Source organism: Streptococcus mitis (genome assembly GCF_023109515.1).
Taxonomy (GTDB): domain Bacteria; phylum Bacillota; class Bacilli; order Lactobacillales; family Streptococcaceae; genus Streptococcus; species Streptococcus mitis_CS.
Map to the genome: position 1 here is coordinate 759,502 of NZ_JALDUM010000001.1, position 12,412 is coordinate 771,913.

A 12,412-nucleotide genomic window follows, 5' to 3' on the forward strand; every position below is an offset into this window, starting at 1 on the left:
CTATCTTACAATATTTAATAATTCCTCGTAACTTGAAACCACATCATAGATGTGCTGATCATTAATCGATCCAGCTTGAACTAACGCTTTAAAGTGAGCACGCGCACATGCAATTTTTGCTTGCTCAGCTTGTTTTAATTGAAGACTAGACATAGAGCCTTTCGTTTCTGCAACAAAATAGATATGCTTGACACTTCCTTCACGGAAGGCGATTGCCCAATCAGGATTATAGTTTCCAAGTGGAGTCGCAATACTGAACTTCCCTGGTAACTTCACATAAACACGAACATCCTCGTATTGTTCCAACGATTCTTTAAAGGTCTTCTCCGTATTTGAATCAACTTTTACAAAATTGTAAATTCCTTTTTTGGATTCAAGTAAGTGATCATCTGATCTGTTAGCAGTTTCAGGATTATCATAAAACAAGTCCATATCATACTCTTCATTTAACACATTATACTGAATATGCTTGATAATTTGACTTGCTTTTTGTTCATTAATGAGCTTCGAAACCTTAAGAATAAACTCTTCTGGATTCTGTTTAAACTTGTCAAATTGGTAGACATAGATTTTACTTAATATTTCCGCAACCAACTTACGAGTTAAACCAGTCTGCTCAGCAACCTCCCCTAACAAATCATATTTGGTCATAATCTGCGAACCAGTTAGATACTCTTGCTGACGATCATTCTCAGCCACTGTCAGATGGAGACCTTCTTCCTTACTCATCTCAGTAGCGCTTGCTTGAGTTATATGAAAGCTTGGTTTGCTGACGACTAATTTCTCATTGATATAGTCAACCGAATGTTTTACCAATTCCGCATCATCAAACTCTACTTGGTAACTCGTCTTACGATTGATTTGCTTCCAGAGATTTAAAAATTCTTTTCGGGCAATATTTTCTTGATTGACCTCATTTGAGAATTGAATTACCGCATTATTCGCATTTTCAATTTCATACTGTCCAGCATGATAAACGCTCTCCAATATCTCTACCAACTTATCCTCATAACCTGCTAATGTCTCAGACAGTTTCAACTGATGATTTTCTTTTGCAGTAAAATATTCTGTTGTTAATTGTCCTTCACGGTCTATATAGCCTTGTCGAATTAAATCAAAGTGAATCGAATCTGCTTGTTCCTTGGTAATACGTATTGTTTGTCCTTCTTGATTGGTTAGAACTTTATTTGTAAAGAGAGTAACGTCCACTTTTGAAGGACGATCTGCTAAGAGTTCTTTGATTTCTTCTTGTAGACTTCGAGCAAATTGATCATAACTTTCATTTGCAATTACTGTCAGTTTATTGATTTCATGAACATCATTTCCTAAGAGTTCAAAATCCTGACGAATTCCATTTTGATCAACTGCCAAACGCATACCACGACCAATTTCTTGACGTTTACGAGTCTCTGCTGAAGATTGCTTCAGCGTACAGATTTGAAAGACATTTGGGTTATCCCATCCCTCTTTTAGAGCTGAGTGAGAAAAGAGGAAACGAACCGGCTCTTCAAAGCTCAATAAACGCTCCTTGTCCTTCATAATCAAGTCATAGGCATCAGTGTCATTTGAAAGATTGTTCTTCTTTTCACTGGCGGATTTATAGTCCACAAAAATGGTCTTATCTGACTTCTTCACTTTATCTACCGAAAAGTAACCAGCATGAACTGAATTTCCTTCAAGATTAGCCTCCAAATACCTACGATAAGGAGTTGGTTCCTGTGTTCGGATAAACTGGTTTACTTGATTTCGGTATTCTTCTTCAAAAATCTGAGCGTATTCACCATTATAGGCATCATTATGTTCATCATATTGCTTATACTTGGCCACTTCATCGATGAAAAATAATGATAATACTTTAATTCTTCGATTGTACAGTTTACTTTCTTTTTCGATATGACTTTTTATAGTCTCTCGGATTTGAATTCTTCTGATGCTCGACTCATCCACTTCCCCTATCACTTCACCGACATGAAGTTCTTGCGTCACACCAACTTGAAGTTTGTTCTCTCTTGCATCAAAGTGACTAAGGGTCATTCCTTTATAAGCAGATAAACTCCCTGATTCAGCATACAAATCAAAGGGTTCATCTACTACCTTCAATTTCCGTTTGACACCTGACTGCGTTTTTACTTCAAACTCAACTTTTGCTTTGGGGGCTCCTGTTTTTTGTGGAATGATTTCTTGTAGATATAGATAGCCTTGTGTCCCGGTCGTCCCAGTTTGCTCAATAGCCTTAACCGCAATCTTCTTCACTAATTTTTGATTATAAGCATCCATGGCATCCAATCTATAAACCATATCATGCTTTTCCTTGTGGGTAGCCGAATAACGTAGCGTAAACAATGGCTTGAAATCTTTTAGTCTTTCCTTGGTCTGTTTCCCTTCAACAGACTGAGGTTCATCAATAATCATAATCGGATTCATAGCTGCCAGTACATCAATTGGACGACGCCAACGGAAGTTCTCACGTTCTGAATGAATCAGATCTTTTTCTTTTTTATTGAAAGCTTGAGAGTTGATGACCATGATTTGAAGGTCTGACGAATTGGCAAAACTATCCAAATCACCTAAACGTGAAGAATCGTAGACAAAATAGCGTGGTTGTTTGCCGTACTCCATCTGAAAGTGACTTGACATGATCTGTAGAGATTTGAGAACTCCTTCACGAATGGCTACACTTGGAACGACAATGACAAATTTAAGCCAGCCATACCGTTTATTCAACTCCATAATTGTACGGATATACGTGTAGGTCTTCCCTGTTCCCGTCTCCATCTCTATGGAAAAATTGTAAGCTTCTCGTCCAGCAATCATATCAATCGATAGTTTATCAGAAGGACGTAAACCATAACGAGTTTGCATAGTATGAACATTTTCTCGTATACTTGCTTGACTCAATTGAATCGGTGCATTTCGATAAGCATCTAAAACCAAATCTACCTCATCTGACTTGAGACGACCTGGATCCGCCATATACTTAACTCCAGCATTTTTGGCTTGCCCTTGAAATAAATCTGCAATAGCACTAACCGCATCTAACTGGAATTGTTGTTTTTTAAATTGTAGTTTCATAATTCTATATTCTTTTTATTAAATTCACATAAACTATTTCACATCTATAACTATATTTAATAGTTACGCCATATTGTATTTCTTTTTAATTTCTTTCATTTTTGATGGTGTAATATCGTTAAAATACTCTTTTTCCCACTTCATTGCTTCACTAAGTACACGACAAATAGAAATAAGTTTTTGATTATCTTCTTGTATCTTTCCGACTTCAACTTTCTTTATAGTATCTTCAAGTTCTTTAATGAATTCTATGGCTAAACTATGTATTTCATTATTAGATAAAAAATATAATTTAGTTATAATTTCATCAATTGCCTTATGTTGCTTTTTTAGATTAGAAATTGTATGATTTGCAAGTAAGTACTCCAAAGGCAGAATAAAATCACTATACAATATCATCCTTTTTTCAAATAAATGTTGTTTTAAGTTATCTTTAAAAGCACGTCTAGTAACCCAGATTGCAATACTGATAGAAACAATAATCGCCATCGAATCTACTATAATCCCTCCGATACTTATCCAATTATCATTTGTCAGCTGATAGAACATAGCCTACACCACCTTCACTTTGGTATGAGGTGATAATTCTTTGAATATTTCACTTACGTTAATCTTATCTGCTGAATTGGCAAATGAACTATCACGGAAAACAGCACGAAGTGGTTGTGCTTGAGCGATATGACGGATTACTTCTTCTGATATTTCATCTTCAAAACAAGCCATGAGCGAACCTTGATCTACGTCATAGACTTCCGCTCCTGCTACTTTCTCCAAGTCAATGGCTAGTGACAATTCCATTCCCCATGTCAGCATAACTTGGAAAAGTAAATCAAGGCCAGTACGTCCTTCCTTGATATTGGATATACTATCGAACAAGTCGGCTTGGACAAATTGACCAGGATGAGCTGAAACATCCTTAAAATTAGAAGAATCTAGTTTGTAAGCCTTAAATCCAAAGTCCTGCTTGCCAACCAACTCTGGATGCTCCTCCTGAATCTTTGCAGCAGCGCGACGAATCCGCTCACGTGAAATTTGGTCAATGGTTTCATAACCTGCTTCTTTAGCAGCAGATTTTTCAGCAACTGCTTCATCCAACGTACACAAGATAAACTTGCGACTTCCACCATCTTCCGCATTCAATTGCATAACTGCGTCTGCCGTAGTGCCAGAACCACCGAAGAAGTCCATAATCGCTATATTTTTGTTTTGTTGTGTTTGGACTAGCTGTTTAATTAATTGCGTTGGCTTAGGGTATGAGAATATCTCACTCAAACCTAATTGCTCTATTCTCTCCTTACCTTCCTCAGAAAGAACTTTAATAATCGAATAAACTTTTGATGTAGCCTCAGACAAAGGAGTTAAACTGTACATAATGTGTTTACCATTTTCTCGTTTTTCTAAGAATATTTCTCCCGATTTTAATTTAAAATCTATTTCATCTTTTGTTTTTTTTCCTTTAATTTCAAGAGCATCTTCATAATATAGCCTTCTTTCTGTACCTTTTTCATACTTTCCAAATTGTTTTCGATAAATATCGTCATTTTTTAAATATTGAATTCCATCTTTTTCGATAATTTTACCCTGAACAACTTTAGGTTTTATTAAAGGAGAAACCAAACTAATATTTTTTCCATACACATGAATAATATCGTGACCTTTTACAACATATTTTGCTTGTCCACCACCTTTTGCCCTCTGATGAACTAGCGAAGCTACAAAATTCTCTTCCCCAAATATCTCATCACAAACAGCCTTCAAATTGGCTTGTTCATTATCATCGATAGAGATAAAGATAACACCTGAATCCTTGAGGAGATTACGCGCTAGACGGATGCGTGGATACATCATATTGAGCCAGTCTGAGTGGTAACGGGCCGAAGTCTTTTCGTTTTTTGTAAGCCCAACTACCTGGCGACCTTCTTCATCCAAAAGTTCCATATCTTCTTTCAGTTCTTCATCTGTTTTTTGGAACTTATCAGAATATACAAAGTCTTTCCCTGTATTATAGGGTGGATCGATATAAATCATATCGATTTTTCCTAGATAGGATTCTTGTAGGATTTTTAAGACTTCTAAATTATCCCCAGTAATAAAGACATTTTCACTGTTTTCAAAGTCAACACTTTCATCAAGATCTGGTCTTAAGGTTTTGGTAGTTGGTCGCCCAGCTTCTGCAATAGCTTCACGCTTTCCAACCCAAGTAAACTCATAGGATTCTCGACCATCCACAATTTCCTCTGACAAAAACTGTTTAAGTTTCTCAAAGTCAATAGCAGGACGTAATTTGCCGTATTCATCCCTCTTTTCCGTCAGAACTTCAGGAAAAAGTTGACCAATTTTTGAAATATTATCTGTAAAAACATCTTTTGAAGTGAGAGTTAATTTCTCAAGTCCAGAGTTTTCACCTGTTTGCTGTGCTGTGCTGTGCTGTGCTGTGCTGTGCTGTGCTGTGCTGTGCTGTGCTGTGCTCATGGTAGTATCCTTTCTTAGCTTTGTCAAGCTTTTGTAATTTTAATTTTATAAAAAATTAAGTTGGCTTATCCTATCTTTGTAATGCTTAATTTTTAACAAATTACAGCTTCATTCTATCAAAAATAGGGGTTGAAATCAAAAGAGTTCTCTAATCTCAATTTCTGATTTTACTTAGCTAAACTTACAGTCAATTTTACTTCTTTAATGCTTCTATTTCTTTCAATGTAGCCTGATATTCTCTTTTGGTTTCCATTTGTTTTCTCATTGATTTTTCAGAATACATCTTTTTCTTTAACTGTTGTGCCTTTTTTTCTAATTTATCGAATTGGTCACTGAGTTCAATAGAGTTTCTAAGATTACTTTTTTCTAAAACTTGTAATTCTTTCTTACCAGTTTCTTTTACAAGACTCTCATAAACATCATCTAAATCATTTCCCTCAAAGTCAATGATTACATCATCATGAGTCTGAAAGCGACGGACAATCTTAAAGTGCTTGCCATCCTTTTCTTGACTTAATGGCTCTTTATAATGAATAAGAAGTTCTTCTCTACCTTGTGGATATTTTAAAACAAAGGCTGTGTAAATCCCTAATCTTATATCTAGCTGTTCTAATAAAGTTAAGGAAACATCCATTTGTTCGAGTTCTATTTCTAAAACCATGATTTGCTTCACTTTTTTGCCAGCAAGAATATTAGTGGTACTTGTATCAATCTGATGCGTAATTTGAATTGCTCTAATCTGTTCTCTTAAATCTTTCTTTTCTTTCACAGATACATTAAGATTATCAAAAAAATCACTATTACCCTTTTTATGAGGCCGATATAGAATGTGAGGTCTTGATAAGGCTGTATAGGATGGAAATTTAATCATCAGAATCCCCTTTCATCAATATGAAGAAACAAATTAACTCAAAATCATCCATTCCCTCGATGCTAGTATTCATCAAGTCAACAGATCCAAAGTTAAATAGGGCATCCATAGTTGAAATCTGATTATGTTCCATTAATTGATCGATTGCCTCTTGAAGCAATTCCGAATAAACAACCATTTCTTTACCATCTTTTGTTTGACGATTGAACTTGTCTACCACCTGACTCAATGGTTTACTTTGACCCCGACAAATGCTACTGAGGTGCTCCAATATTTTCTTGCTTTCAGACGGAGATAACAGTAATTCTCCATTTCTATTGATGTAGAGGATATAATATGGGTGAAGCTGATTCTGATTATTTTTTCCTTTTAACTGTTCTTTGTTTTTTAGGACGAAAATGACACCTTCTGATTCTTTATTGGAGGCAGGTAAAATAGCTTGCAATCCTTTCGGAACTTTTTCCAACTCAGGATGTTCTTCCAAATACTTAAGAAGGTCCATACGATAATCTTCTAAGCCTAAATCCATAATGGAAATACCATCATTCATCTCCTCTAGATCGACCACTTCATCTCTAAGACGTTCTAATTGTTTTCTTCGGTAATTATTATCCTCTATTTCTTCACTAGATAAAACATTATCATCCGCTGTTGAAGTCAAGACAGAAATCTTCATCCTAGATTCAACCCTAGACTTGAGATCGATATACTCATCTAACTCAAGGTTCGGCCAAAAGTTAACCAATTGAATGTATTTATTTCGACTACCAATTCGATCCACACGACCAAATCGTTGAACAATACGGACAGGATTCCAATGGATATCGTAATTAACCATCATATCTGCATCTTGTAAGTTTTGCCCTTCAGAAATCACATCTGTTGCAATTAAAAGATCGATTTCACTCTCATCACCAGGAAACAGAACATCACGAGACTTTGATTTAGGAGAGAAATAAGTTAGTAACGAATTGAGATCTTTATTTTTAGTATCCAGAGTTGTTGCAAAACCTTTTGTACCTGAAATCTGAGCAGTGTAGAGACCATACTTATCCAAGACATACTGACTAATATGCTTATAAAGATAGTTCGTTGTTGTCGCAAATGCGGAGAAAATGATCAACTTTTTATTGCCAGCATTGATTGGATTTGTTAGTTTCTCATCTATCAAGGTAAAAAGAGTCTGAAGTTTTTGATCTTCTTGTGGTGTTATTTTACTAATTAGATTTTCTAACTCTGTCAATACTGCAAAATCTTGTTCTAACTCGATCTTCCAACTACGATAATCCATATCTTGTAGAGCAATCCGATTTTTCTTACCAATAGAGAACTCGAAATTACTATCTTCCAAATCAAAATCATCTTCATTAAGATGAGGATCAACAGATAAATGATCCAAACCTGTCAATTCATATTCCTCGATAGCCTGTAACGTCTTTTCTACATAATCTTTTACAACGTCTATTAAAGTATATCGAAAAGCTGCGACAGAACTTTCTAAACGTTTGAGCAGGTTAATCATCATCAGTTTTTTGATACCAGATTCACGACCAAACTGAGTTAAATTCCCCATTTTTCCTTCTTTACTTTTATCGTATTTAGCTCTCTTTGATGGGTAGATATGTATTGAAGGTTGATAGATAGTCAACTGCAGTTTATCAAGTAAGTGGTATAATTTTTTATAGGTAATTCCAAGATTTGAAACTGTTAAATCAGGTTCAAAATTAAGAGGTTTTAAGCGCTGTGGAAACTCTCCAATGGCTTCTCTATCATAAAATTCGCGAATATGTTTTCTACTTCTAGCTATGGTTACACTATCTAGTACTTTAAAGAAATCAAAATCTAATGTAGATAGCAGTTTATCTGTTGTTCTCTCTTCTGCAGGTAGATCAGCCCACTTATTATAAGCAGATTGAGCGTTTCTGAAAATATCATTTATAGATGATTTGGTTTCTAATTTACTATCAATTTGATCCGTATCACCTTCATAGGCTAAAGCAATTTGATTTTTCAAATCATTAAAGCGATTATTAACAGGTGTGGCTGATAGCATGAGTACCTTTGTAGGAACACCAGACTTTATGATTCGATTCATTAAACGGCTGTATCGATTTTCTCTCCCCTCGTATAAGTCATTTTCGCTAGAACCTCCATTTCTAAAATTATGGGACTCATCAATGACAACCAAATCATAAGTATGCCAATTATTTAAGGACAAATCAATTCCATTAGAGTGTCCTTTATCTCTACTAAGGTCTGTATGATAAAGCACGTCATAAAGCAAATGTCTATCATAAATTGGATTATTTACATAATCATGACGATACATATTCCAGTTATTTTCTAACTTTTTAGGACAAAGTACTAAAATACGTTTTCCTCGATAAGCATAATAAGTCATGACCGCTAAAGCTGTATAAGTCTTCCCTAGACCAACCGAATCCGCTAGAATACAACCATTAAATTTTTCTAATTTAGAAATGATCGATTTTACTGCATCCTTTTGGAAATCATATAACAGCCCCCAAATCTTACTTTCTGTATAACCAACCCCTTCATTTGGTAAAAAGTCTTCATTGATATCTTCTAAAAATTCATTGAATAAATTATATAGCATCACATAGTAAATAAACTCAGGTGAATGTTCTTTGTGAGCTAGGTTTAAATTCTCCAAAAACTCTTCAGTAACATCACGAAAATAATCATCTTCTTCCCAAAGATTATCAAATTCATCTAAATAATTTAAACTAAGTGGTGCATGATAGAGGTTTCTACTCGTTTTAAATAGAGAAGCTTCATATCCTAATTCTTTGCGATCAAAGTTTCTCAAACGATCTACCGCCACTACATCATCCGAATTTTCAATTCGAATACCATTTGGCATTTCATCTGTTTCAATATTAATAGACTTAAATTGCGCTTTTCTTCGGATCCAATCAGCACATTCACGAGCAATCGCTTTTTGGGTCAGCTCATTCATCAATTTCAGTTCATACTTTCCACCAAAAATCGATTGTTCCCGTTCTTTTTTGGGTATCGTGTATTCACGGAAATCTGTTTTGGTTTCATCTGTTACAAAAGTCGGATTTGTGAAAATAAATTTTAACTCTTCAATATTCTCCAATTCCTCTTTCAACTGCTGATAAGCAAACATTGAAAAGGTTGCTGCTGCAATTTTGACTCGGCTCTCTGATTTCAATTCTTTCTTTAACTCATCTCCAAGACGAATTGATCTATTATCAATTTCCATAATTCCTCCCTGTTAGACTATTTCTACTATTATATCATTCTTTGCAGATTCAAAATAGACCTTTTTCTTCTTTCCAAAAAAGGAAAGCTCTGCAGCCTTCCTTTGTTTTACTTACGTTTCTTCTTCGCTTTCTTCATTTTATTCGCCATGCGTTTCATGGACTGTTTCATGGCAAATTCACCGATTTTACCTTTGAGTCCGCCACCAAACATCTGGCTCATATCTGGCATTCCTGCCCCTCCGAGAGCTGACAAGTCAGGCATACCACCTTGTCCCATCATGCCTTCAAGGGCAGACATATCCATTCCTCCCATATTTGGCATATTTTTAGGAAGGTTGTTTGGATTGATTCCCATCTGCTTCATCATCTTGTTCATATCACCAGACATAACACCCTGCATGAGCTGTTTAGCTTGGTTAAAGTCTTTGATGAATTTATTGACTTCGACAAAAGTATTTCCAGAACCAGTAGCGATACGACGGCGACGGCTTGGATTTAGCAAATCTGGATTTTCACGTTCTTCAGGTGTCATGGAAGACACAATGGCACGTTTACGCGCAATCTGGCGCTCATCCACCTTCATGTTTTGAAGTGCTGGATTGTTGGTCATACCTGGAATCATCTTGAGCAAGTCTTCCATCGGCCCCATGTTTTGCACCTGATCTAATTGATCGATGAAATCATTAAAATCAAAGGTGTTTTCACGCATCTTCTCAGCCATTTCAAGGGCTTTTTGCTCATCGTATTCCTGAGAAGCTTTCTCAATTAAAGTGAGCATATCCCCCATACCAAGGATACGGCTTGACATACGGTCTGGGTGGAAGGTTTCAATGTCCGTAATCTTTTCACCTGTACCTGTGAACTTGATTGGTTTTCCAGTAATGTGACGAACAGATAGAGCCGCACCACCACGAGTATCGCCATCAATCTTGGTAAGGATAACCCCAGTTACTTCTAACTGAGCATTAAACTCACGCGCAACATTGGCCGCTTCCTGACCAATCATGGCATCAACGACAAGGAGAATTTCATTTGGTTGAGCCAGTGCTTTCACATCGCGAAGCTCATTCATCAAAAGCTCATCAATCTGCAAACGACCTGCCGTATCAATCAAGACATAGTCGTTGTGATTGGCTTGGGCTTGTTCCAAACCTTGACGTACAATCTCCACAGCTGGAACCTCTGTCCCAAGTGCAAAAACAGGTACATCAATCTGTTGACCCAGAGTTTTCAACTGGTCAATAGCCGCAGGACGGTAAATATCCGCCGCAATCATCAATGGACGAGCATTTTCTTCTTTCTTGAGTTTGTTGGCCAATTTACCAGCAAAGGTTGTTTTACCAGCCCCCTGCAAACCAACCATCATGATGATTGTAGGAATCTTAGGTGACTTGATAATCTCAGCTGTATCAGAACCCAAAACAGCCGTCAATTCCTCATCAACGATTTTAATAATTTGTTGCGCAGGATTAAGGGTATCAATGACCTCATGCCCGACTGCACGCTCACGAACTTTCTTGATAAAGTCCTTTACAACAGGCAAGGCAACGTCTGCCTCAAGCAAGGCCAAACGAATTTCTTTGGTTGCCTCTTGGACATCAGATTCAGAGATTTTTCCTTTTTTACGTAGATTTTTAAAGACGTTCTGCAAACGTTCTGTTAAACTTTCAAATGCCATTATTTTCTCCTATTTTTTCAATTCAGTGGAAATCGTCCGAAATGTTGCAAACTCTCTAGTTCTTCGGTTGTGACTTCTTTAATGATTTCATTTGGATATCCCCAACAGCTAAATCCTTCTTTAAGGGCTTGAGGAATAGAATCAGGTGAGAGAATTTGTAGTCTTGTAGGAAATGGTTCCTCTGCAGCTAATAGTTTGCAAGGTATTCCTTTATAGACAACAAGATTTTCCATGATTACTCCCTATTATCAATACTGGTCAAAATCTCAATTTGCTCTTGCAGAAAAGCATCCTCTGGATAACGCTCCAAAATCTGATCAAAAATTTGACTGCGAACAATGTAGTCCGAGTACATGTGCAATTTCATCTCATAATCTTCCAGAATCTTTTCTGTCCGCTTGATATTATCATAGACAGCCTGACGACTGACACCAAACTCCTCGGCAATCTCAGCAAGGCTGTAATCATCAGCGTAGTATAGCTCGATATAATTCATTTGCTTATCTGTCAAAAGCGCCGCATAAAATTCAAAGAGCGCATTCATACGATTGGTTTTTTCGATTTCCATAACTTTTATTATACCAAAAAATAGTCTAATCTACCACACTAGGAAGCCAATCCAAGAAGATAGCTAGCTAAATTTGAAAAAGACATGAGACTAGCCCCAAGTAATTTCCAATTGATAGCTGGCAAAGGGATGTCCCTCTTGGTTTTGTAGTTGATAATCTAGCTCAATCTTTTGTCCATCCACTTGATAACGATTCGTTTGGATAACAAACTCCTGCATACCCATAGGTGTCGGAATATAGGCTAAACTATCGCTATCCTTTAGAAAGCGCATAATGGTCTTGGGATTGGAAAAACGGCTCATCACCAGTTCTTGACCATGAAATTTAATAACCACTTTTTCCTTTTCCTCATTATAGAAAAGCAGGTAGCTATAATCTCCCTTTTCATGCACTTCAACGTCATAAAGCTGGTCAATCACTTCCAACTGCTCATCAAACTGAATCGTATTTCGCATCCGAATCTTCACATCAAGTCCTCTTTCTTGTCTCTTGTCCTACT

At 36.4% G+C, this 12,412-nt stretch carries 9 protein-coding genes; all 9 read right to left on the reverse strand.

Annotation, left to right across the window (positions count from 1 at the left end; translation table 11 throughout):
• A complete protein-coding gene (locus M1G05_RS03760; protein WP_084886989.1) occupies nt 1-3,072 on the reverse strand; it encodes a type III restriction-modification system endonuclease in 3,072 nt (1,023 codons plus the stop codon).
• A 63-nt stretch (nt 3,073-3,135) separates the two neighbouring features.
• Nucleotides 3,136-3,561, reverse strand: coding sequence for a hypothetical protein (locus tag M1G05_RS03765; protein WP_142358597.1), 426 nt, complete (start codon nt 3,559-3,561; stop codon nt 3,136-3,138).
• 63 nt (nt 3,562-3,624) lie between these two features.
• Nucleotides 3,625-5,301: a site-specific DNA-methyltransferase gene (locus M1G05_RS03770; RefSeq protein ID WP_084887253.1), complete on the reverse strand. Its 1,677-nt coding sequence runs from the start codon at nt 5,299-5,301 to the stop codon at nt 3,625-3,627.
• Nucleotides 5,302-5,737: 436 nt separating this feature from the next.
• On the reverse strand, nt 5,738-6,415 hold the full coding sequence (locus M1G05_RS03775) for a DUF4391 domain-containing protein (RefSeq protein WP_084886361.1): 678 nt from the start codon (nt 6,413-6,415) through the stop codon (nt 5,738-5,740).
• Entirely contained in the window at nt 6,408-9,665 is a 3,258-nt protein-coding gene (locus tag M1G05_RS03780; RefSeq protein ID WP_084886364.1) for a helicase-related protein, read from the reverse strand. Before M1G05_RS03780 ends, M1G05_RS03775 begins: the two co-directional genes overlap by 8 nt.
• Before the next feature lie 107 nt (nt 9,666-9,772).
• Nucleotides 9,773-11,344 (reverse strand): signal recognition particle protein, encoded by a 1,572-nt coding sequence (gene ffh, locus M1G05_RS03785; RefSeq protein WP_247953142.1) that lies wholly within the window; start codon nt 11,342-11,344, stop codon nt 9,773-9,775.
• 17 nt (nt 11,345-11,361) lie between these two features.
• Nucleotides 11,362-11,577 carry a hypothetical protein gene (locus M1G05_RS03790; protein ID WP_060628105.1) on the reverse strand — a complete coding sequence of 72 codons (216 nt, stop codon included), beginning with the start codon at nt 11,575-11,577 and terminating at the stop codon, nt 11,362-11,364.
• A gap of 2 nt (nt 11,578-11,579) precedes the next feature.
• On the reverse strand, nt 11,580-11,912 hold the full coding sequence (locus tag M1G05_RS03795) for a putative DNA-binding protein (protein WP_000402062.1): 333 nt from the start codon (nt 11,910-11,912) through the stop codon (nt 11,580-11,582).
• Nucleotides 11,913-12,002: 90 nt separating this feature from the next.
• Nucleotides 12,003-12,380, reverse strand: coding sequence for a YwiB family protein (locus M1G05_RS03800; RefSeq protein ID WP_080983350.1), 378 nt, complete (start codon nt 12,378-12,380; stop codon nt 12,003-12,005).
• Nucleotides 12,381-12,412 lie beyond the last annotated feature (32 nt).

Bases quoted from the DNA above. Each gene is read 5' to 3' on its own strand.
- M1G05_RS03780 (WP_084886364.1), bottom strand. From the start codon at position 9,665: ATGGAAATTGATAATAGATCAATTCGTCTTGGAGATGAGTTAAAGAAA.
- ffh (WP_247953142.1), bottom strand. From the start codon at position 11,344: ATGGCATTTGAAAGTTTAACAGAACGTTTGCAGAACGTCTTTAAAAAT.
- M1G05_RS03795 (WP_000402062.1), bottom strand. From the start codon at position 11,912: ATGGAAATCGAAAAAACCAATCGTATGAATGCGCTCTTTGAATTTTAT.
- M1G05_RS03790 (WP_060628105.1), bottom strand. From the start codon at position 11,577: ATGGAAAATCTTGTTGTCTATAAAGGAATACCTTGCAAACTATTAGCT.
- M1G05_RS03775 (WP_084886361.1), bottom strand. From the start codon at position 6,415: ATGATTAAATTTCCATCCTATACAGCCTTATCAAGACCTCACATTCTA.
- M1G05_RS03760 (WP_084886989.1), bottom strand. From the start codon at position 3,072: ATGAAACTACAATTTAAAAAACAACAATTCCAGTTAGATGCGGTTAGT.
- M1G05_RS03765 (WP_142358597.1), bottom strand. From the start codon at position 3,561: ATGGCGATTATTGTTTCTATCAGTATTGCAATCTGGGTTACTAGACGT.